Below are 25,530 nucleotides of genomic sequence, written 5' to 3'. Positions count from 1 at the left end.
AATCATGTTCAAAAGATCCATATTCACGATTATTTCAACTGTCATAATCGGTGTCGCGCCCGGCTTGGCCAGCGCGGCCTATCCCGACCAGCCGATCAGGATGATTATTCCATTTGCGCCGGGCGGATCAACCGATATCCTGGGGCGGCTGCTTGCCGAGGCCATGCGCCCTATTCTGGGCCAGGCAATCGTAGTCGAAAACAAACCAGGTGCAGGCGGCAATATAGGAGGCCACTTTGTCGCCACGGCAAAACCGGACGGGTATACCGTCCTTTTGGCCGCGGCAGGCCCGACGGTCATCAATCCCAGCCTGTACAAAAACATGAACTACAGCCCCAGCAAAGATCTGCTGCCGGTGACTGCGCTGACCCGGGAACATAACCTGATGGTCGTCAACCCCGAAATCCCCGCCAAAAACCTCAAAGAATTCATTACCTATGCAAAGAGCCATCCGCAGACCATATCCTTTGGCTCTCCCGGTGCTGGAAGTCCTGCGCATCTGGCTGGCGAACTTCTGAACAAAATGGCGGGCCTGAAAATGCAGCATGTGCCTACAAAGGGTCGGGTCCGGCCATTAGCGATCTGCTGGCCAATCACATCAACGTGATGATTGACAACATGCCACCGCTGTTACCGCATGCCGTAAGCGGAAAATTGCGCGCACTGGGCGTACCCAGCTCAAAAAGATCCCAGGCGCTGCCCAATATTCAGACATTTGAAGAACAGGGTCTCAATGGCTATGTCATTATGGCCTGGAAGGGCTTGATGGTGCCCAAAGGAACCCCCGGACCCATTGTCCGGCAACTGCATGATGCAGCAGTACAAGTGTTAAAACGTCCCGACATTCGCAAGCGCCTGACCGAACTGGGCGCAGAACCTGAAGGAAATACACCCGAAGCCTTTGCCAAGCAGATCAGCGACGAAACACGCTGGTGGGCCGATATGATCAAACAGACCAATGTCAGTGTCAATTAACAGGCTACCGGAGCAATGATATGAAAAAAACAATCGCCCTCGTCTCCCTGGCTACAGCTGCCGGGCTTCCTGTACCAGCGCTGGCAGGCGAGTATCCGGACAGGCCTATCACACTTGTCGTTCCTTACGCCGCTGGCGGCGGGACGGATACAGCTGCGCGTATTATTGCCAAAACACTTGGTCAGCGGCTCAAGCAGCCGATTGTGGTCGAGAACAAGGCAGGCGGTGCGACACAGATTGGCACTCACTATGTAGCGCGCGCCAAGCCCGATGGCTATACTCTGTTGATGGGCACCGCCAACCTGGCTACCAATCCCGCCTTTTATAAAACGCTACCCTACAACGTAAAAACAGATCTGGTTCCGGTCGTGCTGGCAACCGATGTGCCCGTTTACATTTTTACCAGCCCCAATAGCAGCGTTAAAAAGATTCAGGACATTCTGACCCAAAGTCGACAAGGCGAAGCATTGTCTTATGCCACCGCGGGGGTTGGCAGCATTCCTCATATGGCCGCTGAAATCTTCAATCGCAGAACGGGTCTGCATTTACAACATGTGCCATACAAGGGTAGCGCCGAAGCGGTAGTTGCCACCTCCGGCACGCAAGTGCACTGAGTTTTGACAACCTCGCTCCCGCTTACGGGCAGGTGAAAGCCGGGCGTCTGGCGCCGTTGGCCATTGCCTCCGATAAACGTAGCCCTGCCTTGCCGGACGTACCCACGCTCACCGAACTGGGAATTCCGGTAGTGGCCGCTTCATGGTGGGGTGTGCTTGCACCGGCCGGCACACCGCCCGCAGTGATCCGCAAGTTGAATACACAGCTTAACGACGTGCTGAAAGATAAAGCGGTACAAGGCTTTTTACTTGAACAGGGTATCCACACCGTCGGCGGAACACCGGAACAGTTTACGCAATACATCCACGAAGAATCCGAAAAATGGCAAGCCATTGTTCGTGATGCCAACTTGCATCTACAAAATTAAACCAGGACATGTTCATTTATGTTGGATGAAAAAATAGAAACGCTCACAGATAAAGTCGTGCAATTTATCAACACGGCGGCTATACCCCTTGAGCAGCCGGCGCTGGAAAAAGACGTTGCCGCACTGGATGTCGCTTGCGGGCAACTGCGTGCACAAGCCAGAGCCGCAGGCATCTACGGCCCGCAATTGCCCATCGAATGGGGCGGGCTCGGTCTGAACTGGAGTGAATGTGCCGTCATTTTTGAAGAGGCAGGCCGCGGCATGCTCGGTCCGCTTGCGCTCAATTGCGCCCCACCCGACCAGCCGAATATGCTTACCCTGTTGCATCTTGGCACCGAAGAACAAAAGCAGGCCTACCTCGGACCGTTGACCCGCGGTGAAAAGCGTGCGTGTTTTGCCATGACCGAGCCGGCGCCCGGCGCAGGTTCCGATCCGAATATGTTGCAAACCCAGGCAACACGAAATCGAAACGGATGGGTCATCAACGGCCATAAGAAATTTATCAGCGGTGGCGTCGCTGCCGATTTCGCCATTTTGCCTGCCAGGACCGATGAAGGCGTGACGCTGTTTATCATTCCCACCAACATACCGGGCTATCGTGTCATCCGGGATATCACGACCGTCACCAGCTACCAGATCGGCGGGCATGCTGAAATCCTGCTTGAAAACTGCCATGTACCTGATGATGCCGTGCTGGGCCAGATTGGCATGGGGATGAAGCACATCCAACTTCGTCTGGAGCCGGCTCGTCTGTCGCATTGCATGCGATTCATCGGCCGGGCCAGGCGCGCCCTGGAAATTGCGCAAGACTATGTGCAGACAAGAGATGCCTTCGGCAGCCGTCTATCGGACCTGCAGCAAATCCAGGCCATGATTGCCGACTGTCATATTGACTTGCATGCAAGCCGGCTGATGGTCCGGGAGTGCGCCATGCTAATGGATCGGGCAGTATCGGTAAAAAATGAATCTGCAATGGCAAAGATATTCGTATCGGAAGCATCGGACGAGTTGCCGACAGATGTATGCAAATGATGGGGGCACTTGGCGTATCGGATGACACTGTTGTCTCGTGCATCTGGCGCGAAGCGCGTCCGTTTCGCATTTACGATGGTGCCAACGAGCTGCACAGGGCTTTTCTGGCAAAACGCATCTTACAGTCGTCCATTACTCCATAAGGAAATCAGCATGACTACATTTTCAGCTTTTCGCGTGGAAATTCCAGGTGCAGGCGAACCTGCAAACAGCCATATCCGGCACTTACACATTGACCAGCTGTCGCCGGGCGACACGCTCATTAAAGTGGCTTTTGCCGGGGTGAATTATAAAGATGCGCTCGCAGCAAACGGTCAGGGAAAAATTATCCGGGATTATCCGCGTATTAGCGGAATTGATTTGAGCGGACACATTGTCTCGTCTGCGAACCGGCAACTGAAAGAAGGAGATCCCGTGGTTGTCCACGGTTTCGGCCTGGGTGTCGAGCACGATGGCGGACATGCTCAATACGCGCGCGTATCATCTGACTGGGTCTTGCCCTTGCCTGCCGGACTCAGTCTGTGCGAGGCCGCAACCCTGGGTGCTGCCGGATACACCGCGGCACTCGCACTGCACTGGATGGAACTGTGCGGACTCAGCCCCGAACAAGGGGAAGTTGCAGTCACCGGTGCGACAGGCGGAGTCGCCAGTATTGCAATTGATATATTGAATCATTGCGGCTATCAGGCAGTCGCCATCACCGGCAAGCACGCTGCACATGACTATCTAAAAAAACTTGGCGCGGCCCGAGTGATCGCAGTTCCCGATCTTGAACCAAGCGGTCCCCTTGCTTCGGGCCAATGGGCCGGTGCGATTGACTCGGTAGGTGGCGCGGTTCTGGTCTGGCTCCTTCGAACGACAAAACCGGAAGGTATTATCACCGCCTTTGGCAACGCGGGCGGCGCCCACTTGGATACCAGCGTATTTCCTTTCATTCTGAGAGGCGTCAAGCTGCTAGGTATCAACGCGGGCGGCCCGATGGCGCTACGCAGGGAAATCTGGAACAAGCTGGCTACAGTATATCGACCCAATCATCTGGACGATATCTGCCAGGTGATATCACTGGACAGCCTTCCACAAGTCACAAAACAAATGCTGGAACGCAAGAGCACCGGCCGTAATGTCATAGACATGGCGCTGTGAAACTCCTAATCGACCTACTTAATATGAATACCTGCCAAACACTGAACTCTCTGTTTTCGCCCAAGAGCATTGCAATTCTGGGCGCATCCAATACCGCCGGCAAATCGGGGGCGGTGCCTATTGCGCTTCTACTTGAGGCCGGATATGTCGGAAAAATTTATCCAATCAACCCCCGGCAAGATACGGTTTACGGCCTACCCTGCTACGCCAGCCTGGGGGATATCGAAGAGGCGATTGACCTGGTCATTATTGCCGTTCCTGCCAGCCATGTACTTGCTGCGTTAGAAAAATCCCGGCCCGGGCAGATCAGAAATGCCGTGATTTTTACTTCCGGATTTGCCGAGATCGGAGATGCCGGCCTTCAATTGCAACAACAGCTTCAGGCCTTTGCACGAGAGAGGCACATACGGTTGCTGGGCCCGAACTGCCTTGGCTTTATTAATGTTCGTAACGACATCTATGCGACATTCTCGCCGGCTCCGCTCAACGGTCGATTACCTGCGGGCGATGTCGGCATGGTCACCCAAAGTGGCGCTTTCGGTGCGTATGCCTATTGCCTGGCGCGAGAACGCCGTCTCGGCCTGTCATTTTGGATCAGTACCGGTAACGAAAGCGATCTTGATGTCGCCGACTGCATCCAATGGCTGGTCGACGATCCAGAGACTAACGTTATCATGGCCTATATCGAAGGCTGTAAGAATGGCGACAAACTCAAGCGTGCATTGGCGGCAGCAAATCAGGCAGGCAAGCCTGTGGTTGTGACCAAAATCGGCAGGACAAACTCAGGGGCTCAAGCCGCCGCATCACATACAGCGGCGCTCGCCGGTGACGATGCCGTTTATGACGCGTTGTTCAAACAATACGGCGCAATTCGAGCCTACACGATTGAAGAGTTTTTCAACGTAGGGCAAGCGCTGAGCAAATGGACTCACCGCTCAGGCAACCATAACCTGGCCATTATTTCAATATCCGGCGGTGTTGGCGCGTTAATGGCCGATGAAGCCGATGAGCTTGGGTTAAATCTGCCAACACCACCAGATGAAGTGAAAGCCAGATTACTGGCCCGCATTCCGTTTGCCGGCGCCAATAATCCTGTCGACGTCACCGGCCATGCCCTGAGCGACCTGTCTATCCTGCTGGATACCAGTCGCGATTTGCTGGCTACCGGCAACTACGGTGCCCTTGCCATTTTCCTGGCGGCAGCAGGATCATCGGAGTCGCTCTGGTCATATTTGCAGGAACTGGTAAGCGTGCTTCGTACTGAGTACCCGCATATACCACTTACAATCAGTGCGCTGTTGCCTCCCGAACGCAAAAACACCTTGCAGCAAAACGGATCGATGGTGTTCGCTGATCCAAGCGCGGCGATCCGTACTCTTTCAAAAATTATGCATCACCGGCCGCTAATGATCTCGCCAAGAACTGACGGGCAATCTGCTGTGAGTCTGCCTGAAGGCGTCGGCGCGTTGAATGAACCGATTCACTGGCAGTGCTGAAGAAAGCGGGAGTCCCGGTAACACCGTTTTCCGTTGCAAGTTCAGCCTCTGAAGCACAAGCCATTGCCCGAAAATGGAATAGCCCAGCCGTGATGAAAATTGTGTCGGCTGATATTCTGCACAAAAGCGATGTCGGCGGCGTCAAGCTCGGCATCAATGGCGAACAGGCCGTCTCACACGCCTACGACGACATACTATCGTCTGTGCAATCTAAAATGCCGCAGGCGAAAGTTGATGGTGTACTGGTTGCGCCCATGCGCAATGGAGGCATCGAGTGCATCATGGGCGTGCATCGTGATCCTGTCTTCGGCCCTGTCGTCATGTTCGGATTGGGAGGCATTTTTGTCGAAATACTGAAAGATGTCAGCTTTCGCCTTGCGCCGTTCGACCGTGATGTAGCTCTTTCAATGATTCAGGAAATCCGGGCTACCGCGTTGCTATATGGCGCCAGAGGCCAGGGCCCGGCGGATATTTCGGCACTGGCCGACACGCTGGTAGCACTCTCCCGGTTGGCCTATGACCGACGTGATCAAATTGAATCAATCGATATCAATCCGATTCTCGCTTTACCTGAAGGACAAGGGGTGCTGGCACTGGATGGCGTAATTGTTCTCAATCGAACTGCGTAAACGGCGAACAAAGTCGAGTAAATCGGCAATCGAAGCGGCATTGACACGGAAACGGTCAATTGCATACCTGCCCTAGCTTGTCAAAAGGATGCCGGTTCACTTAATGCTGAAACAGTGAATCTGGCATTCGTGAAACATTACTGGCACGCCAGCCACGCCAGTGCGACATAGTTGATACCTGCTTTTATTACTGCACAAGCTCCCATTGTCGCCTCTGCCGCAATCTGCCTGAGCGTATATAAATTTTCACTGGCAACGCTCCTTTTCTTGATTCGCATCAATTCGATTTTGCATCACATGCGTCATAATTGTGCACTTGCAGCATAGTTACTCCGGCCTGCAGCTGCCATGTCGATATGGTGCTGCCTGCCACTGCCAAATGTTCCCAAGATAAGCGCCCCTTTCGCTGAAACCTGATCAAGTGCAGCATATAAGGCTGTCCCGGCAAAATAGGAGCAACCTTTACATCAACGTTAAGAGAAAGACAACGATATGATTCCGAGCCAATCCAATATAATCGTCGGTATACTTGGTGGAGTAATCTGTGGGGTTTAGGACATGGGTTGCGTTTATAGTGTTGCTGATCGTTGTTTACCAGCTATGGGTAAGCGCTACGCCGCCAGCCCGTGAGTATCCGCAAGCATTTCCGCCGACAATGGTCACTGGCCTGCTTGGCAGCATCTACCCTAACTTTGTTTCTAAGTAAATTTCTTTTAATTTTGAAATAGCAGCGTCAACCCATGTTTAAGTGCTGCCCGGCACACACAGCGTGTCCAAAATATAAAAAACGCCCCTGAAAATCGCAAATGGATTCAGGGGCGTTTTTGTTCAGCCCGCACGACCGGTCTGAGACGACCTGTCAGTGGTTTTCCTTGGCATGGTTGATGGTGTACTTGGGAATTTCCACCACCAGATCCTTATCGGCCACCATGGCCTGACATGACAATCGCGATACCGGGGTCAACCCCCAGGCCTTATCGAGCAAGTCTTCCTCGTCATCACTGGCTTCTTCCATTGAGTTGAAGCCTTCCTTGATCACGACGTGGCAGGTAGTGCAGGCACAGGACAGTTCGCAGGCGTGTTCAATCTCAATATGATTGTCCAGCAGAATCCTGCAAATGGATGTGCCTTCTGGTGCATCGTTAATGACGGCACCTTCCGGGCAGACATCGGGATGCGGCAATACAGTAATCTTGGGCATAAACTTGGGTCCGTTATGAGGTCGTTAAGCGATATCGTTAAGCGATTTGCCAGCAAGCGCATCGCGGATGCTTCTGTCCATGCGACGCGCAGCAAAATCCTCGGTGGCCTTGGCCAGTCGGTCAGTGGCGTCACGCCAATCGACAATATCATCGGTATCGGACAAACCCGATAGCGATTCAATCTGCTCGGTAATGTCGCGAATTTCCTCTTCGCTCAACAAGTCCCGGTCTTTTTCCATGGCGGCCTTGACTGAATCGATCAACTGGCGTGCGTCTACCTGCTGTTCGCGCAGCATGCGCTGCGCAGAATCTTCACCGGCGTTTTGCATGCTTTCCTGCAACATGGCAGTAATCTGTTCGTCGGTCAAACCATAAGACGGCTTGACGGTAATTTGTGCTTCCTTGCCGGTGCTTTGCTCGGCGGCAGTGACACTAAGCAGCCCATCGGCATCCACCTGGAAAGTGACGCGGATGCGCGCAGCACCGGCCACCATTGGTGGGATGTCACGCAGCTCAAAACGCGCCAGTGACCGACAGTCGGTGACCAAGTCACGCTCGCCCTGCAGTACGTGGATGCTCATGGCGGTCTGACCGTCCTTGTAGGTCGTAAATTCCTGAGCCCGGGCTACCGGAATGGTGCTATTGCGAGGAATGATTTTTTCAACCAGGCCGCCCATCGTTTCCAGTCCCAGCGACAATGGGGTCACATCCAGCAGCAGCCAGTCTTCGCCAGGCGCACGATTACCGGCCAGCAAATGGGCCTGACGTGCGGCGCCCAACGCCACAACTTTGTCCGGATCCAGATCGGTCAATGGTTGTTGATTGAAATACTCACGCACGCGGTTGCGCACGACCGGCATACGGGTTGCGCCGCCCACCAGCACGACGCCATTGATCTGTTGTATGGTCAGCCCGGCGCTGTGCAGCACGTCATCTACCAGCGTCAGCGTCCGCGTAATCAGATGACGGCTGATGTTTTCGAAATGATTTTGTGGAAACATCTGGTCGATATTCAAACCATTGGATAACGACACCTCAAAGGCCGCTTTGGTAGCGCCAGAGAGCTTTTCACGCATCTGACGTGCGCGGCTGAGCAACAGCCGGCGATCTGCAACGGTCAGTTGTTCCTGGCTGTGATGCTTCATGATATCGGCCACAATGGCTTCGTCAAAATCGTCGCCGCCCAACTGTGTATCGCCGCCCGTGGCAACCACTTCAAACACGCCTTTACTCAGGCGCAGAATGGAAATATCGAACGTGCCGCCGCCCAGATCGTACACAGCGAACACCCCTTCGGAGGCATTATCCAGTCCGTAGGCAATCGCCGCCGCTGTCGGTTCGTTCAGCAGGCGCAGTACGTTCAGGCCAGCCACGCGCGCAGCATCGCGGGTGGCCTGGCGTTGGGTGTCATCAAAATAAGCCGGCACGGTAATAACAGCCCCCACCAGATCATCACCCAGCACATCTTCGGCACGCTGGCGCAATTTGGCCAGGATCTGCGCCGAGACATCTACCGGTGTTTTATCGCCCTGGCGGGTACGGATGCGTACCGTCCCCTCGCCGGGAGAAAACTCATAGGGCAGTTTCATGCTGATCGCTTCGTCATAGGAGCGGCCCATAAGCCGCTTGACGGAAACCAGTGTGTTCAAAGGATCGGTGTTTTGCTTGCGAACGGCGGGGTAGCCGATTTCCACACTGTGGCCGTCCAGGTATCGCACGACAGAAGGCAGCAGTTCCTTGCCGTTCTCGTCGGCCAGAACTTCGGGAATGCTGTTGCGCACTGCGGCCACCAGCGAGTGGGTCGTGCCCAGATCAATGCCTACCGCGAAACGACGCTGATGAGGGACCGGAGAGTCTCCGGGTTCGGAAATCTGTAAGAGTGCCATGCTTTGAAAATTCTATTTAGGTTGACGCAACAACGCTTTGGCGTCCTGATGGATTTTCGAAATGAACATGCCTTCGCGCACTTTTGCGGTTGCCGCCGGGATGTCTTTCCGGACATCTAGCAGCGTGTGCAGCTGTGCGTACAAGTCGGTTTCGGCCTGCTCCAGCGTGTGCAAAAATTCGCGCACGCGCTCGGCATCTGGCTGGTCGCGTAACTCGTCCAGCGCTTCGTGCCACTCCATTTGTGCCATCAGAAATTGGGGAGCCATGGCCGTATTGTTTTCGGCGCCAATATCGGCCCCTGCCCGCTCACACAAATAGCGCGCCCGCGCCAGCGGATTTTTTAGGACCTGATAGGCTTCATTGATACGCGATGACCATTGCATGGCGACCCGCTTCTCGGCAGCAGATGCTGTAGAGTAACGGTCCGGATGTACCCGGGCAGACACGGTTTTCCATGCCTGTTCCAGGTCAGACAATGACACGGCGAACTGCTCAGGTAAACCGAATAACGAGAAATGCGATGCTGCCTGCTCTGTCACGTTTACACCGTAAATGATTCGCCGCAACCGCAGGCTGCTTTTTCATTGGGATTGGTGAATTTAAAGCCTTCATTCAATCCCTCACGGGCATAATCAAGCTCGGTGCCGTCGATATAAGGCAGGCTTTTCGCATCTACGAAAACCTTCACGCCGTGGCTTTCAAATACTTCGTCAGCCGTATCCGGTTCGTCAACATATTCAAGTTTGTATGCCATACCTGAACAACCGGTAGTGCGTACACCCAGGCGCAGACCAATCCCCTTACCACGCTTTTGGAGGTAGCGTTCAATGTGCTGCGCCGCTTTCGGAGATAAGGTAATTGCCATTGTGCTTAACCTGTATGTTTGTCTTTGTAATCCTGAACCGCCGCCTTGATGGCGTCTTCAGCCAGAATTGAGCAGTGAATTTTCACCGGCGGCAGTGCCAGTTCTTCGGCAATTTGCTTATTGCGAATATCCAGCGCCTGATCCAGCGTCTTGCCTTTGACCCATTCGGTCACCAGCGAGCTGGAGGCAATGGCCGAGCCGCAGCCATACGTTTTGAAACGTGCGTCTTCAATCACACCTTCCTTGTTGACTTTGATCTGCAGTTTCATTACATCGCCACAGGCTGGCGCGCCAACCATACCGGTACCGATAGACTCGTCGCCTTTTTCGAACGAGCCTACGTTACGAGGATTTTCATAGTGATCAAGAACTTTGTTGCTGTATGCCATGATAATTTCTCCTGAAACTGTTAATGCGCTGCCCACTGAACACTGTTCAGATCGATGCCTTCCTTGGCCATTTCCCACAAGGGAGACATATCGCGCAGTTTGTCGACCCGGGACTTGATGAGTTCGACAGCGTAATCGATTTCTTCTTCGGTTGTGAAGCGGCCAATGGTAAACCGGATGGAACTGTGCGCCAGTTCGTCATTGCGGCCCAGTGCGCGCAGCACATAAGACGGTTCAAGGCTGGCAGAAGTACAGGCAGAGCCACTGGATACGGCCAGTTCCTTGATCGCCATGATGAGCGACTCACCTTCCACATAATTGAAGCTGACGTTCAGGTTATGCGGTACGCGTTTTTCCATATCGCCGTTCAGATACACTTCTTCGATCGTGCACAACCCGTTCCACAAGCGATCGCGCAGCGCGCGGATACGTTCGTTTTCAGTATGGCCTTTTTCCTTGGCCAGGCGGAACGCTTCACCCATGCCCACGATCTGGTGGGTTGCCAGCGTGCCGGAACGGAATCCTCGTTCATGGCCGCCACCATGAATTTGCGCTTCAATACGAATGCGCGGTTTACGACGAATGTACAAGGCGCCAATACCTTTGGGGCCGTTTGTTTTGTGTGCCGAGAAGGACATCAGGTCCACTTTCAGCGTGGCCAGATCAATATCTACCTTACCGGTGGCCTGGGCTGCATCCACGTGGAAAATGATACCTTTTTCACGACACAGCTCGCCAATGGCAGGAATATCCTGGATGACGCCGATTTCGTTATTCACGAACATGACTGAAATCAGTATGGTGTCAGGGCGAATGGCCGCCTTCAGAACGTCCATATCGATCAGACCGTTTTCCTGGACGTTCAAATAGGTCACTTCAAACCCCTGGCGTTCCAGTTCCCGCATGGTATCGAGCACAGCCTTGTGCTCTGTTTTCACCGTAATCAGATGCTTGCCACGTTCCTTGTAGAAATTGGCAGCGCCCTTGATCGCCAGGTTATTTGATTCGGTTGCACCGGAAGTCCACACGATTTCACGTGGATCGGCGTTGACCAGATCAGCTACCTGCTTCCTGGCGTTTTCCACGGCCTCTTCTGCTGTCCAGCCAAAAGAGTGACTGCGCGAGGCGGGGTTGCCAAACTCTTCATAAAGCCATGGCACCATTTTCTCAACTACCTCAGGATCTACCGGGGTGGTCGCTGAATAGTCCAGATAAACGGGTAATTTAAGCATTCTATACTCCACTGATTAAGCGATAACAGATGCCAGGGCATCAGGTGTCTTTTTCATTTGTACAACCGGGGAATCGGTCTGGTGTTCAAGCTGGCGCATGCGCTGCTGATCGACCAGATCCTGCAGGGAAACGGAATCCAGATAGTCCACAACAGTACGATTTAACCGGGTCCACAGGTCGTGCGTCATGCATTTGCCGCTAAGCGACCCGTTTTTGCCGGTTGAACAGTCCGTCTTGCTGCCGCAGCTGGTGGCGTCAATAGGCTCATCAACCGCGAAAATAATGTCTGCTATGGTGATTTCACGGGCAAACTTGGCCAGGGTGTAACCACCGCCGGGCCCACGCACACTGTCGACCAGTTCGTGACGACGCAGCTTGCCGAACAGCTGCTCCAGATAGGACAGGGAAATATTCTGCCGCTGGCTGATTGCCGCAAGGGTAATAGGCCCGCCATTCTGGCGCAGGGCGAGATCAATCATGGCGGTAACAGCGAAACGACCTTTTGTAGTAAGACGCATAGCGAATCCTTTGCCAATAAACCGAGTAATTTACTCAAGTATAGCAAAATCCCTAGTAAATTACTAGGGATTAATGCAATGCAATAAAAAGGTGTTGCGAAATGCCCTTTCAAGGAGGGAAAATGCCGGCGGAAAGCCTATAGAAAGGAACCCAGACAGAATGAAACTGTTTTCTGTCGAAGAGCACACCGGGCATCAAATTGGGAATGTCAGATTGCCTGCTTATCCCTGGACCGCTGGCTGAGTACCCTATCGGTCCGACACTCAACACGACTGGCCCGCGTACGCAAGCCAGCCCTGAGCGCGCAGCGTTAAGCTGCCTGATATTGTTTAACGCGCTTGCTGATGATCTCGAACACGCCCTGACAGGCGTCTTCCAGGTAATCAAGCATACGCGTGAAGCTGTCCAGACCGCCATAATAAGGGTCCGGCACCGTTGCTTCTTCGTAGTCGTTAGCAAATCGCATAAGCAGCATCAGCTTGTGCTGCTGTGGCTTCGGACAAATTTGCTGCAGATACGACAGATTATCCCAATCCATTGCAAGAATCAGATCAAACTCCTTGAAATCATTGGGAGTGACCTGCCGGGCGCGGCATTGGGAAATATCGTAGCCGCGCTTTCTTGACACCAGTTGGGCACGACCATCCGGAGGATCACCAATATGGTAGTCCTGAGTTCCGGCCGAATCTGTCGTAATGGAGTCCTGTAAGCCTGCCTCTTCGACAAGGCGACGAAAGACCCCCTCCGCAGCGGGAGAGCGACAAATATTGCCCATGCATACAAAAAGAACTTTAGTGACCATAGCCATATAGTGTGATGGAAAACCCTAAGAAAGGCAAGAGTTATTTACGTTTCAATACGAGTTATATAGCGATTTTTTCTTAAAAATCAAGATGCTAAGACCCGTGATTCAAACCGCAAGACGATACTTAAATCATACACGCTTTAAATTCAAGTGAAAATAGCCAAAAGCCAAATATTTAGTGCACAGCACAACTTTCATGCAATCTACGCACCAAAAAAGTGCAAGGGCGAAAAATGTTGTTGCAATGCACACAAATGACGTGCACTGCCGGTTCGCAGCAATACCTTAAGTGTGTGAATCAGGCGTTTGCGGTAACGTTCGGGTTGAATATGGGTGCCGTCAGCGCCAGGGACGTAAGCCTGGCCTGCACGTCATAAATGCGCGACGTAATCATCAGTTCATTGACGCCAGTCGCCTCGATGAAGCGCTCTATGCCGTGCTGTACCGTAGCAGGCGAGCCAACCATGGAATACGCCAGTTTCTGCTCAACCCCGGCTTTTTCCATGGGCGTGACCAAAGTATCAATATTATCCACCGGCGGCGGCATTTTGCCTGGCTTGCCCCGGAACAACTGAACCGAAGCCAATTGCATAGAGGTGTAGTGAAACCGAGCCTCTTCATCCGTCTCGGCGGCAATGACATTGATACAGGCAACCGCATATGGCTTTTCCAGATAGGCAGACGGCTGGAACATGGTCCGGTAGACTGACAACGCGGGCATCAAATCAGTCGGCGCAAAATGCGATGCAAACGCAAACGGCAGGCCCAGATGCGCCGCCAGCTGGGCGCTGTATAAACTGGAGCCCAACAGCCACAAGGGAACACGCAAGCCGGTACCCGGCACCGCCCGCACAGCCTGTCCAGGCCGCGCATCCTCAAAATAAGCCTGCAATTCCTGAACATCTTCAGGAAACCGCTCTGCGGCAGCATGGATGTCGCGTCGCAATGCCCGGGCCGTTGTCATATCCGTACCCGGTGCACGCCCAAGCCCCAGATCGATACGATCGGGATACAGCGAAGCCAGTGTGCCAAACTGCTCGGCAATCACCAGCGGCGAGTGGTTGGGCAGCATCACACCTCCCGAGCCCACCCGGATCGATTGCGTGCCGCCGGCAATAAAGCCAAGCGCAACCGAGGTTGCTGCGCTGGCAATCCCCGGCATATTGTGGTGTTCAGCCATCCAGAAGCGACGATAACCCAGTTTTTCGGCGGTTTGCGCCAGTTTCAGGGAATGATGCAGCGCTTCGCGGGTGGTTTCGCCTTCATTGACGGGAGAAAGATCTAGTACTGAAAATGGAATCACAACGGCCTCGCAAAAATCAGACAGCAGGCGCCTTTGACGGGCCTGAAGGTATATGCGCAGATGATCAGCGTGCCGCGGCCGGCAAGTGATGCAAACGAACAGCGCATGGGCTGAGCGCAGCGATCCGCACAGAAAAATAGTTGACTAAGCAATAGTAATACAGGCAATGACCCAAAGCGACAAAAACCCTGCCCTTAGCATGACTGTCCACTACACGCCGGTTGACAGTGTTCGCAAAAATGCTTCATCTTCGTTTGTCAGCCAACCCTTTTGCCGGGCAGCCTCGATCAGATCCGGACGACGACGGGCCGTGAGCGCAAGCGAAGCCTCTCGCCTCCAGCGTGCGATATTCTTATGATGACCAGAAGACAGCACCGACGGTACCGGCACGCCATTAAACAGCTCCGGACGCGTGTAATGAGGGCTATCCAGCAGGCCGGACAATGATGGCTGGAATGAATCCTGGATCGCCGAATCAGCCGTATGCAGCACTTCGGGCAGCAACCGAACAACGGCATCCATGATTGCCATGGCGGCTATCTCTCCGCCCGAGAGCACAAAATCACCCAAAGACAGCTCGTCGTCTACATACTGATCGATAAAGCGCTGATCAATGCCTTCGTAGCGACCGCAAAGCAGAATCGCACCCGGCGTGGCAGCAAGCGAGTGGGCAGCCGCCTGGTCAAAACGCCGCCCTACGGGGCTCATCAGAATCACCGGCAAGGGCGGCAAGCCCTGAGCTTGCTGATGCGAGCGTGCCGCCAGCAATGCATGCTCAAGCGGCTGGCTGAGCATAACCATGCCCGGTCCGCCGCCATAAGGGCGGTCATCAACTGTATGATGCACGTCTGTAGTGTAGCTCCTGGGGTTCCAGGTATTGACCGACCAGATTCCCTGCCGATGCGCCCTGCCGGTAACACCCGAATCGCTCACCGCTGTGAACAATTCAGGAAACAGGGTAATCACGTCAAACCGCATCAGAAATCCAGGGGAAAGCGCGTGACGATGCGGCGAGCGGCCACATCCACTTGCGGCACGTGCTCATTGACAAAAGGCACCAGCCATTCCTGGACCCGCCCCTTGGCGTCGAGTAGCGGCGTCGGCTCGCCCTGTGCGTCGGCCTGATGCCGAGCAACCCGCAGCACCCCGTGCGCGCCATTATCCATCACTTCCAGGACAATACCCGCAAGCTGGCCATCATCCTCAAGATAAACCCGGCTACCGATCAGATCGACCCAGTAATATTCGTCGTCTGGCGCCGAAGGAAACAGGCTTCTGGACGCAAAAATCGATGTGCCTTTCATGGCTTCGGCCTGATCGCGATCAGCAACACCCTCCAGGGCCGCCACCAGATCGGAGCCCTGCTCCCGCACTCGCTGCGCGCGAACAGGGGTGTGCGCAGACAACAGAGCGCCATTACGCGGCGATACACGTGCCAGCCACCACTGGTCGATATCCAGCAACGCGCTGCGCTCGTCCGAATAGGGCTGGATTTTTACCATTCCCTTGACACCATAGGCAGACACAATTCGGCCAAGCTCGACCAGATCCTCGGGTAGCGTGCTCATTCCAGCTCCAGGCATTGAAAATTCAAATGATGATAAAACAAAAAGGGACGCCACAAAAAAGGACGCCAGACCAGAGGCGCTCGCAGGCTGGCTTCAGCCACAAACGCGACCATCAGGCGGTTTATTGGACATCCCACTGGATGATCTAATAGACGCTCTAATAGACGATCCTATGGACAACCCATTGAACGGCTCATTGAACAGCCTGCCGGGCGATCTGTCGGACGGTTCATCAGACGATCTGTCGCATCGGTTTATTTTACTCTAAACCGGTTTGCCCAATAGCTACAGCGCAAATGGCAAAGCCCCGGCATGAAGCCAGGGCCAGAGCCAGTACTTTTACCCGTTAGATACAGGCGCAAGCCACGCCGACGCTTGATTCAGAAGCAAACCTTAAGCAAAATCTGCTTTTGAATAAAGCTGCTTTGAACGCTTTGAATTTAAGCGTTGGCTACTTTTGCCGAGTATTCTTTAACCAGACGAGCAACAGCAGGAGACAGCTGAGCGCCGTTATCAACCCAGTATGTAACGCGGTCAGATGCGATGCGCAGGGCTTCTGTGCCTTCTTTGGCCACAGGATTGTAAAAGCCGACGCGCTCAATGAAACGACCATCACGACGGTTGCGCGAATCGGCAGCAACCAGATTATAGAATGGACGTTTTTTTGAGCCACCGCGGGCAAGACGAATAACCACCATAGGTAGACCTTTGTGAATGAGTTCAGGAATTCTTAAAACAGAAGATGATAGCACTAATTGCTGCCTCCTGCCAAGAAGATTCCACGAATTGATCTGAAAAACCGAATTAAAACAACAGACTTAGCGTCTTTGAAGGTAATGGACGGCACCCGTCTGCGTTTCTTCCTGGGATAAAAGCGGATTATGCGTCTGCTTGGAAAATGCCTGGAAATCACGAATCGCGTTGCGGTCTGTGGTAATGATTTTCAATACTTCGCCGCTTTGTATGGTCGCCAGCGCCTTTTTTGCACGCAAGATCGGCAGCGGGCAGGTCAAGCCCGACGCATCAACACCTGAACAAATGCAACTTCTTCCGACATAGCTATTTCCTCTAGATTAGCCAGCGCGCGCCCCGCAAATGGTTGCCGGGCCCGGGATCCGGCCGGATCCTCTGCGGCGATTTACAGCCGCGATTCCACCCATTCACGAACGCCGCCCACGGCGCCCGGCAAGGCCGCCGCATCGGTACCGCCGCCCATGGCCATATCGGGGCGGCCACCACCTTTGCCGCCGATTTGCGCAGACACATGGGACACCAGGTCCCCCGCCTTCACTTTGTCGGTCAGATCCTGAGTGACGCCGGCAGCCACGCTGACTTTACCGTCGCTTTCGGTGGCCAGCAGCACAATGGCGCTTTTGAGTGTGTTCTTCAGATTGTCAATGAGACCACGCAGCGATTTGGGATCGGCATTCGGGATGACCAGAGCCAGTAATTGCGCTCCCTTGACCTGGACAGCCTGTGACGACAGATCGGCACTGGAAGCCGCCGCCAGCTTGGCTTTAAGGCGGTCCATTTCTTTTTCCGCTGCACGCAACTGTTCCTGCTGCAAGCGGGTTCTTTCCACCAGATCAGCAGGATTACTTTTTAGGATGGCAGCGGCCTGCTGAACCGATGCATTCAGGTTTTGCACCCAGCCAAAGGCATTGTGACCGGTGATCGCTTCCACACGTCGCACGCCCTCGCCCACCCCACTCTCGGACACGATTTTGAACAGGCCAATATCGCCGGTGCGCGCCACATGCGTGCCGCCGCAAAGTTCGCGTGAAAAACCAATATCCAGGACCCGTACGCTGTCGCCATATTTTTCACCGAACAACGCCATGGCCCCATCGGCCACCGCGTCATCAAAGGACATCACGCGTGCAGCCACGTCATTATTGGCCAACACCTCGTTATTGACTATTGCTTCCACATCCCGGATCTGCGCAGCGGTAACCGGCGCGCCGTGAGAGAAGTCAAAACGCGTTTTATCGGCATCAACCAGCGAGCCTCGCTGCTGTACATGCCCGCCAAGAACCTGCTTGAGCGCCTTATGCAACAGGTGCGTGGCCGAATGATTGCGCACTGTGGCAGCACGCCTGTCGGCATCCACCTGAGCCTGAACCTGGTCGCCAACTTTAAGACTGCCCAGGCTGACCGTACCATGATGGCCAAATACATTGGCCTGGATTTTTTGTGTATCGACAACATCAAAAGCCGAACCAAAGCCGGTCAGAACTCCGCTGTCGCCAACTTGCCCGCCGGACTCGGCATAAAACGGCGTATTGTCCAGCACAACAATGGCATCCTGGCCTTCCTGCACCGCATCGACCAATGTGCCGTCTACATAGATCGCCTGGATGGTTGCGGTGGTTTGCAAATGCTCATAGCCTTCAAAGCGGGTTTGCGCGCCCTCGTACTGCAGGTTCGCTGCCATCTTGAACTTGCCGCTGGCCTTGGCCTGGGCCTTCTGGCGTGCCATGGCCTCATCGTAACCCGCCTGATCAACGCTAAAACCGCGCTCACGGCAAACGTCGGCGGTCAGATCGAATGGGAAACCGAATGTATCGTACAGGCGAAAGGCCGTCTGCCCATCCAGCACACCATCCTTGCCCAGCGCAGCCAGCTCATCGTTCAGGATACGCATCCCGTTAACCAGGGTTTCCTGGAAGCGCACTTCTTCCTGACGGATCACGGAAGCCACGCGTTCGGCCGATTTGGACAATTCAGGATAGGCTTCGCCCATCTGCTGGACCAGATCTGTCACCAACTGATGGAAAAACGGTGTGGTTTTGCCCAACTGGTGGCCGTGGCGCAAGGCGCGGCGAATAATACGGCGCAGCACATAGCCGCGACCGACATTACCCGGAATGACGCCGTCTACGATCATAAAGCTACAGGCACGAATATGATCTGCAATGACCTTAAGCGAATTGTTGGACAGATCGCTCGTGCCGGTCTCGCGGGCAGCAGCCTTGATCAGGCTTTGGAAAAGATCGATTTCGTAATTGGAGTGCACGTGCTGCAACACTGCAGCGATACGCTCCAGACCCATGCCGGTATCAACACAGGGCGTGGCAGCGGCGTCATATTGCCTTGCTGGTCGCGCTCGAACTGCATGAATACCAGGTTCCATACCTCAATGTAGCGGTCGCCGTCCTCTTCGGGCGATCCCGGCGGGCCACCCCAGACGTCAGGCCCGTGATCATAGAAGATTTCCGAACACGGACCGCAAGGGCCGGTATCTGCCATTTGCCAGAAATTATCGGACGCATAGCGTGCACCCTTGTTGTCGCCGATGCGGATAATGCGTTCTGCCGGAACGCCGATTTCCTTGAGCCAGATATCATAGGCTTCGTCGTCTTCCTGATAGACCGTCACCCACAACTTCTCGGCCGGCAGACCGTAGACAATGGTCAGCAACTCCCAGGCGTAGCGGATGGCATCCTGCTTGAAATAATCGCCGAAGCTGAAGTTGCCCAGCATTTCAAAAAACGTATGATGCCTGGCGGTATAACCGACATTTTCCAGGTCATTGTGCTTGCCGCCGGCGCGCAGGCAACGCTGCGAGGTGGTGGCACGCGAATATGGCCGCGCCTCCTTGCCAGTAAATACATCCTTGAACTGCACCATACCGGAGTTGGTGAACAGCAAGGTGGGGTCGTTTCCCGGCACCAATGAAGAAGACGGCACAATGGTGTGGCCCTTCGATTCAAAAAAATGCAGGAATTTCTGGCGGATGTCAGCGACTTTCATTGTAAGAAATGGAAGAAAAATTTGGTAACCCGTTATTATAAGATGACTTTGGACAATTGCGCGTATCGGCACGGCAAATGTCAAAGTAATGTGTCGCTTCCTGACCTCGATCGTGCGCAGCACACTGACTATGCATCACGCAGGCATGCTGCGCAATGCCCTGACTGCCTGTCTTGCTGGTAACGCTGTACCCTTTGCGCTCGAGGCGCAACAGCAACTTACCGAACCCTTGATGCCCAATTACTGACAAGGCAATCGCAGATCCGGGCCAGATGAATAAAAACCGGTGCGTCGCTGTGACACACCGGCTTCAAAGCAGCCCCTGCGCGGTGAGTTAGTTATGGATGGCGTCCGCTTCCGACGTAAACGAATCGGCGAAAAACTCGTCCTCGGGCAATCCGCAAAGGCCAGTGTATTCGTTGCGGGCACTGTTGACCACGATGGGCGCACCGCAGGCATACACCTGATGTCCAGACAGATCAGGATAGTCCTGAATCACGGCCTTGTGCACGAAACCGATACGGCCCGTCCAGGCGTCTTCTGGCGTAGCATCGGAGATGACCGGAACATACGTGAAAAAAGGCAGATCGCGTGCCCACTGCTGGGCCAGATCGTCCATATACAGATCCTGCGGCCGGCGCCCACCCCAGTAAAGCGTGACCGGGCGGGTAATGCCCTTGGCAATAATGTGTTCCATCATAGCCTTGATGGGTGCAAACCCAGTACCACTGGCCAGGAAGATAATCGGTTTATCGCTTTCGTCACGCAAGAAGAACGAACCCAGCGGGCCTTCTACGCGCAAGATTTCACGCACCTTCATTTGCGTAGCGCCGGCGCCAAAAACATGATCTGTAAACACGCCACCGGGCAGATGACGGATATGCAGCTCTACCGGCTCGGTACCATTGGGCGCAGTCGCCATGGAAAAACTGCGGCGTTTGCCATCTTTCAAAATGAACTCGATATATTGCCCGGCATAATAGCGAAACGGCTCAGTAGCCGGCAGCTGCAAACTCATGACCATCACATCATCGGTTTTTTTGTCCAGCGCCATGACCCGGGCAGGCATCTTGCGGATTTGAATGTCGCTGGCCATGCGTACTTCACGCACCTCGATATCCATATCGCTGGTCGCGTGCGCCTGACAAAATAGCGTATAGCCGGCGCTGATATCTTCTGCCGACAGAATCTGTGCAGGCGCCGGGCCTGCATCAAAGGTACCGCTAATCACTTTACCCTTGCAGGTAGAGCACGATCCGCTGCGGCAACTATAAGGCAGCACATAGCCCGCGCTCAGCGCAGCATCCAGAATGGTCTGCCCTTCTGTAGTCTCAAATTGATGGTTGCTGGGATGCACCGTCACTTTATATCCCACGACTCTACTCCTTGTTTGCTGCCATGACCGGCAACAGTGTAATGTTTTTCATGCGCACCACGAACAGGCGTCCCTTGCGGGCGCGTTTGCCAATGTATTCGGCCAGCGCCTGCAACGAAAGCGTATCCTCGGTCTGTTTATTGCGATAAATACCCGACACGATAATGCCGCCCTCACCTACGGGAATGATCTGGGCCAGACTGTCGCTGGCATCCAGCGTCATCAATTGGGTTCCCCGACCGCCGCCGGCAAGCGATTTCACTTCAGCCAGGTCTACGATCAGGATTTTCCCTTTGGCGGTATACATCGCCAGATGGGTACTATTATCGAACACCGGTATGGGGCGCAGCAAATGCTGCTCTGCCTCGACCGTGACAAACTGCTTGCCGGCTTTCTGACGGCTGATCATATCCGACAGTTTTGCTGTAAAGCCCAGTCCGTTGCTCTGCATGAGTAACCAGCGACTGTCCGCGGCGCAGCGATAAACTGGGTTACCTGGGTGCCGCGCTCCAGATCAACCATGGTGGTGATGGGCTGACCATCACCCCGCGCCGACGGAAGGGTGGACACGGCTACGGAATAGACTCGGCCGTTGCTGCCCAGCGCGATCAGGGTATCGGTGCTCTGGCACTCGTAGGCGGCATACATGCGATCGCCGGTTTTGAAACCGAACTGCGTGTGGTCATGACCATGCCCCTGACGCGAACGCAACCAGCCTTTTTCCGATACGATGACGGTCACGGGCTCCTGAACGATACGGGTTTCCAGCACTGCCCTTTCAGCCTCCTGGATGATTGTGCGGCGCGGGTCGCCATACTTTTTCGCGTCGGCTTCAATTTCCTTGCCGATCATGCGCTTGAGCGCAGACGGGTTGTCCAGCAGCTCCTGCAATTTCTTCTCTTCATCACGCTTGTCATTGAGTTCCTGTTCAATCTTGAACCCTTCGAGTTTTGCCAACTGGCGCAGCCGCATTTCGAGAATATCTTCGGCCTGTCTTTCCGTCAGCGAGAAGCGCTCCATCAGCGCCGCGCGCGGCTCGTCGGACTCACGTATGGTCTGGATCACTTCGTCCACGTTCAGATAGACCAGCATACGGCCTTCCAGCACATGGATACGATCAATGACCTTGTCCAGACGATGTCGCGTACGACGTGTGACAGTGAGTGTACGGAACTGCAGCCATTCTTCGAGCACGGTACGCAAATTGCGTTGTCGCGGACGGCCGTCAATACCAATGCAGACCAGATTGACCGATACCGTGCCTTCCATGCTGGTCTGGGCCAGCAGCAGATTGACAAATTCGTTGCGATCAATGCGCGAGGACTTGGGCTCGAACACCAGGCGCACCGCCGCTTCCCGTCCGGACTCATCACGTACGGCATCAAGCATACCCAGCATGGCAGATTTGTTTGCCTGCTGATCCGGCGTTAAGGCTTTCTTGCCTGTTCGCACCTTGGGATTGGTGATCTCTTCAATTTCCTCCAGCACTTTCTGGCCCGAGGTATTGGGCGGCAGCTCCGTGATAACCAGTTGCCACTGGCCACGCGCCATTTCTTCAAACTCCCAGCGCGCCCGCGCCTTGAGCGAGCCACGACCTGACGAATAAATGGCTGCAATATCGCTGGCCGGGGTAATGATCTGGGCGCCGCCGGGAAAATCCGGCCCCGGAATCAGCGTATACAACTCTTCATCGCTCATACTCGGATGGCGCAGCAGACCCAGGGCTGCTGCCGCCACTTCCTGCAAATTATGCGAAGGAATTTCAGTTGCCATGCCAACAGCAATACCGGAGGCGCCATTGAGCAGCATGACAGGCAGGCGCGCAGGCAGCATTTGCGGCTCCTGCTGACTGCCATCGTAGTTGGGAACGAAATCGACCGTGCCCTCGTCAATTTCACCCAGCAGTACATCGGCAATAGGCGTCAGTCGCGCCTCAGTATATCGCATGGCTGCAGCGCCATCGCCGTCGCGCGAACCGAAATTACCCTGGCCGTCGATCAAGGGATAGCGCAAGCTGAAATCCTGTGCCATCCGCACCAATGCATCGTACGCCGCCTGGTCCCCGTGCGGATGAAACTTACCCAGCACATCGCCGACAACCCTGGCCGACTTGACCGGCTTGGCACCGGCACGCAGGCCCATTTCGCTCATGGAATACAAAATGCGTCGCTGTACGGGTTTTTGTCCGTCGCCTACGTCAGGCAAGGCTCGTCCACGCACGACAGATACCGCATAGTCCAGATACGCCTGCTCGGCATACAAACCCAGGGTGATGGTTTCGTCTTCGGGAGGCGCTGCTTCAAACAGGTCCGTCTGGTCTTGATCACTCATTACACATCCACTTCCGCTAAATTACCTTTGTCTTCGAGCCAACTGCGTCGCTGCGCAGATTCGCCTTTACCCATCAGCATATTGAACATTTTTTTCGTCTCTTCGGACGTCAGCTCGCCATACCCCACAGGAAGCAGGCGCCGCGTGTCCGGATTCATTGTGGTTTCCCACAGCTGTTCGGCGCTCATTTCGCCCAGGCCTTTGAAGCGGCTGATACTCAGGCTGGCAGGCTTGACGCCATCCTTTTGCACCAGCTTGTCCTGGACAGCCTCCAGCTCAGATTCGTCCAGGCAATACAGCTTGCGCGCCGGGCGCTTGCCCTGAGCCGGAACATCTACCCTGAACAACGGCGGCTTGGCAATGAACACAAAGCCGTTTTCCACCAACCTGGGGAAATGACGGTAAAACAGCGTGAGCAGCAGCACCTGGATATGCGAGCCGTCAACGTCGGCATCGGAAAGAATACAAATACGCCGATAGCGCAGCCCGGAAAGATCGGGATTGTCATTGGCGCCGTGCGGGTCTACGCCAATGGCAACGGCGATATCGTGAATCTCGTTGTTGGCAAACAAGCGATCTTTTTCCACTTCCCATGCATTGAGCACCTTGCCGCGCAGCGGCAGGACGGCCTGAAATTCCTTGTTACGCCCCATCTTGGCAGAACCGCCCGCAGAGTCGCCCTCAACCAGGAACACTTCGGTGCGGGTGCTATCGGATGATTCGCAATCGGTCAGCTTGCCGGGCAGCACAGCCACACCGGAACTCTTGCGTTTTTCCACCTTCTGTGCAGAACGTGTACGCACTTGTGCCTGGCGGATCGCCAGCTCGGCCAGCTTTCTGCCGGCTTCCACATTACTGTTCAGGCGCAATTCGAATGAGGTTTTGGCAAAGCCACCAACCAGCCTGACGGCATCGCGATTGTTCAGCCGCTCTTTGATCTGCCCCTGGAACTGCGGATCCAGCACCTTGGCCGAGAGCACGAAGCTTGCCCGGGAAAATACGTCTTCGGGAAGCAGTTTGATGCCTTTGGGCAGCAGATTGTGCATCTCGATGAAACTCTTGAGTGCCGTGTATAGCCCTTCGCGCAAGCCGGCTTCATGCGTGCCGCCCGCCGAGGTGGGAATCAGGTTGACGTAGGATTCGCGCACCACTTGCCCTTCGGCAGTCCAGGCCACGGCCCATTCTGCGCCCTCGCCATCGGCAAAATATTCGTGCGACTTGTCTGCATACTGGCTATCGGCAAACACCGGCACCAGCAACTCTTCCCCCGCCAGCGATTCGGTCAGATAACCGGTCAGCCCGCGTTCATAAAGCCATTTTTTCTGTTCGCCGGTTTTTTCATTGTTCAGGACAACCGTAACACCGGGCATAAGCACCGCCTTGCTTCGCAGCAAACGCAGCAGCTCGTTCATTGGAATCTGGGCAGTGTCAAAATATTTGGGGTCGGGCCAGATGCGCACCCGTGTGCCGGTCTTCTTGCGTGGCACGGCGTCGCCAAGCCGGGTCAGTGGCGCCTCGACCATTCCACCATTGGCAAATACCAACTGGTATTCACTACTGTCGCGCCAGACAGTTACTTCCATCCGGGTTGACAGCGCATTGGTTACAGACACCCCCACACCATGCAGGCCGCCCGAGAATGCGTATGCCCCGCCGGCTTTCTTGTCGAACTTGCCGCCAGCATGCAGCCGGGTAAAGACAATTTCCACAACCGGCGCTTTCTCCTCGGGATGCAGGCCAACGGGAATACCTCGCCCGTCGTCTTCAACCGTTACGCTGCTGTCGGTGTTGACCGTAACGGTAATTTGTCTGCCAAAACCCGCCAGGGATTCGTCGGCAGCGTTGTCGATGACTTCCTGAATGATATGCAGCGGATTTTCCGTGCGGGTGTACATGCCCGGGCGTTCGCGCACGGGCTCCAGGCCCTTGAGGACCCGGATTGATGCTTCGTCATAGCTTTGCTTGGCGGCCACGTGTTTCTCAATACTGTTCAAAAAAACAGACATTTTACGTGCTCAAAGCGTTTTTTGTCGCCTAATAATC

At 54.6% G+C, this 25,530-nt stretch carries 22 protein-coding genes and 4 pseudogenes; 9 read left to right on the top strand and 17 right to left on the bottom strand.

All coding sequences use genetic code 11. The features are described from left to right. Positions 1–4: 4 nt before the first annotated feature. From TKWG_RS27030 to TKWG_RS24790, 7 genes and pseudogenes are all read left to right on the top strand, one after another. A pseudogene (locus TKWG_RS27030) lies at positions 5–975 on the top strand (Bug family tripartite tricarboxylate transporter substrate binding protein). A gap of 20 nt (positions 976–995) precedes the next feature. Next, entirely contained in the window at positions 996–1,589 is a 594-nt protein-coding gene (locus tag TKWG_RS25950; RefSeq protein ID WP_264300289.1) for a Bug family tripartite tricarboxylate transporter substrate binding protein, read from the top strand. Between the two features lie 32 nt (positions 1,590–1,621). Next, positions 1,622–1,957, top strand: coding sequence for a Bug family tripartite tricarboxylate transporter substrate binding protein (locus tag TKWG_RS25945; protein WP_264300288.1), 336 nt, complete (start codon positions 1,622–1,624; stop codon positions 1,955–1,957). Between the two features lie 18 nt (positions 1,958–1,975). Then, a pseudogene (locus TKWG_RS08975) lies at positions 1,976–3,132 on the top strand (acyl-CoA dehydrogenase family protein). A gap of 10 nt (positions 3,133–3,142) precedes the next feature. Continuing rightward, positions 3,143–4,132 (top strand): acrylyl-CoA reductase family protein, encoded by a 990-nt coding sequence (locus TKWG_RS08970; RefSeq protein WP_014750529.1) that lies wholly within the window; start codon positions 3,143–3,145, stop codon positions 4,130–4,132. A gap of 23 nt (positions 4,133–4,155) precedes the next feature. Next, a complete protein-coding gene (locus tag TKWG_RS08965; protein ID WP_238534345.1) occupies positions 4,156–5,628 on the top strand; it encodes an acetate--CoA ligase family protein in 1,473 nt (490 codons plus the stop codon). Beyond that, entirely contained in the window at positions 5,622–6,257 is a 636-nt protein-coding gene (locus TKWG_RS24790; RefSeq protein ID WP_238534344.1) for an acetate--CoA ligase family protein, read from the top strand. The genes TKWG_RS08965 and TKWG_RS24790 overlap by 7 nt, the downstream gene beginning before the upstream one ends. A gap of 859 nt (positions 6,258–7,116) precedes the next feature. Here the strand turns inward: TKWG_RS24790 and fdx are convergent. The 11 genes from fdx to rimM form a co-directional block, all read right to left on the bottom strand. Then, entirely contained in the window at positions 7,117–7,458 is a 342-nt protein-coding gene (fdx, locus tag TKWG_RS08960; RefSeq protein WP_014750528.1) for an ISC system 2Fe-2S type ferredoxin, read from the bottom strand. Positions 7,459–7,482: 24 nt separating this feature from the next. Further along, a complete protein-coding gene (gene hscA / locus TKWG_RS08955; protein ID WP_014750527.1) occupies positions 7,483–9,345 on the bottom strand; it encodes a Fe-S protein assembly chaperone HscA in 1,863 nt (620 codons plus the stop codon). A 12-nt stretch (positions 9,346–9,357) separates the two neighbouring features. After that, on the bottom strand, positions 9,358–9,885 hold the full coding sequence (gene hscB, locus TKWG_RS08950) for a Fe-S protein assembly co-chaperone HscB (protein WP_041709245.1): 528 nt from the start codon (positions 9,883–9,885) through the stop codon (positions 9,358–9,360). 2 nt (positions 9,886–9,887) lie between these two features. Continuing rightward, complete coding sequence (iscA, locus tag TKWG_RS08945) at positions 9,888–10,211, bottom strand: iron-sulfur cluster assembly protein IscA (RefSeq protein WP_014750525.1); 324 nt, start codon at positions 10,209–10,211, stop codon at positions 9,888–9,890. A 5-nt stretch (positions 10,212–10,216) separates the two neighbouring features. Next, positions 10,217–10,600, bottom strand: coding sequence for a Fe-S cluster assembly scaffold IscU (gene iscU / locus TKWG_RS08940; protein WP_014750524.1), 384 nt, complete (start codon positions 10,598–10,600; stop codon positions 10,217–10,219). A gap of 20 nt (positions 10,601–10,620) precedes the next feature. After that, positions 10,621–11,832, bottom strand: a complete 1,212-nt coding sequence (locus TKWG_RS08935) for an IscS subfamily cysteine desulfurase (protein WP_014750523.1) — start codon at positions 11,830–11,832, stop codon at positions 10,621–10,623. 15 nt (positions 11,833–11,847) lie between these two features. Next, the gene (locus tag TKWG_RS08930) at positions 11,848–12,351 is read right to left on the bottom strand and encodes a Fe-S cluster assembly transcription factor (protein ID WP_014750522.1); all 504 of its coding nucleotides are present in this window, start codon (positions 12,349–12,351) and stop codon (positions 11,848–11,850) included. Positions 12,352–12,662: 311 nt separating this feature from the next. Next, a complete protein-coding gene (locus TKWG_RS08925; RefSeq protein WP_014750521.1) occupies positions 12,663–13,154 on the bottom strand; it encodes a low molecular weight protein-tyrosine-phosphatase in 492 nt (163 codons plus the stop codon). A 301-nt stretch (positions 13,155–13,455) separates the two neighbouring features. Continuing rightward, complete coding sequence (locus tag TKWG_RS08920; protein WP_014750520.1) at positions 13,456–14,460, bottom strand: LLM class flavin-dependent oxidoreductase; 1,005 nt, start codon at positions 14,458–14,460, stop codon at positions 13,456–13,458. 210 nt (positions 14,461–14,670) lie between these two features. Beyond that, positions 14,671–15,438, bottom strand: coding sequence for a tRNA (guanosine(37)-N1)-methyltransferase TrmD (trmD, locus tag TKWG_RS08915; protein WP_014750519.1), 768 nt, complete (start codon positions 15,436–15,438; stop codon positions 14,671–14,673). Then, on the bottom strand, positions 15,438–16,028 hold the full coding sequence (gene rimM, locus TKWG_RS08910) for a ribosome maturation factor RimM (protein ID WP_014750518.1): 591 nt from the start codon (positions 16,026–16,028) through the stop codon (positions 15,438–15,440). Before rimM ends, trmD begins: the two co-directional genes overlap by 1 nt. On the opposite strand from rimM, the gene TKWG_RS23610 reads away from it, so the two are divergent. Next, positions 16,021–16,296: a hypothetical protein gene (locus tag TKWG_RS23610; protein ID WP_171815148.1), complete on the top strand. Its 276-nt coding sequence runs from the start codon at positions 16,021–16,023 to the stop codon at positions 16,294–16,296. The genes rimM and TKWG_RS23610 overlap by 8 nt on opposite strands. Before the next feature lie 172 nt (positions 16,297–16,468). Here the strand turns inward: TKWG_RS23610 and rpsP are convergent, their stop codons facing one another. From rpsP to alaS, 3 genes and pseudogenes are all read right to left on the bottom strand, one after another. Further along, positions 16,469–16,726, bottom strand: coding sequence for a 30S ribosomal protein S16 (gene rpsP, locus TKWG_RS08905; protein WP_014750517.1), 258 nt, complete (start codon positions 16,724–16,726; stop codon positions 16,469–16,471). Positions 16,727–16,846: 120 nt separating this feature from the next. Next, positions 16,847–17,068 carry a sulfurtransferase TusA family protein gene (locus TKWG_RS08900; protein ID WP_041709240.1) on the bottom strand — a complete coding sequence of 74 codons (222 nt, stop codon included), beginning with the start codon at positions 17,066–17,068 and terminating at the stop codon, positions 16,847–16,849. 98 nt (positions 17,069–17,166) lie between these two features. Next, a pseudogene (gene alaS, locus TKWG_RS08895) lies at positions 17,167–19,781 on the bottom strand (alanine--tRNA ligase). Between the two features lie 112 nt (positions 19,782–19,893). Between alaS and TKWG_RS25940 the strand changes: the two are divergent. Further along, a complete protein-coding gene (locus TKWG_RS25940; RefSeq protein WP_264300287.1) occupies positions 19,894–20,028 on the top strand; it encodes a hypothetical protein in 135 nt (44 codons plus the stop codon). An 87-nt stretch (positions 20,029–20,115) separates the two neighbouring features. Here the strand turns inward: TKWG_RS25940 and TKWG_RS08890 are convergent, their stop codons facing one another. From TKWG_RS08890 to TKWG_RS08880, 3 genes and pseudogenes are all read right to left on the bottom strand, one after another. Beyond that, positions 20,116–21,156, bottom strand: a complete 1,041-nt coding sequence (locus TKWG_RS08890; protein ID WP_014750515.1) for a CDP-6-deoxy-delta-3,4-glucoseen reductase — start codon at positions 21,154–21,156, stop codon at positions 20,116–20,118. Between the two features lie 4 nt (positions 21,157–21,160). Next, positions 21,161–23,487 (bottom strand): annotated as a pseudogene (parC, locus tag TKWG_RS08885) (DNA topoisomerase IV subunit A). Further along, positions 23,487–25,493 (bottom strand): DNA topoisomerase IV subunit B, encoded by a 2,007-nt coding sequence (locus TKWG_RS08880; protein WP_050981575.1) that lies wholly within the window; start codon positions 25,491–25,493, stop codon positions 23,487–23,489. Before TKWG_RS08880 ends, parC begins: the two are co-directional and overlap by 1 nt. Positions 25,494–25,530 lie beyond the last annotated feature (37 nt).

Origin of the sequence: Advenella kashmirensis WT001, assembly GCF_000219915.2 — a bacterium.
GTDB lineage: Bacteria > Pseudomonadota > Gammaproteobacteria > Burkholderiales > Burkholderiaceae_B > Advenella > Advenella kashmirensis.
This window is presented reverse-complemented; position numbering and strand designations above follow the sequence as displayed.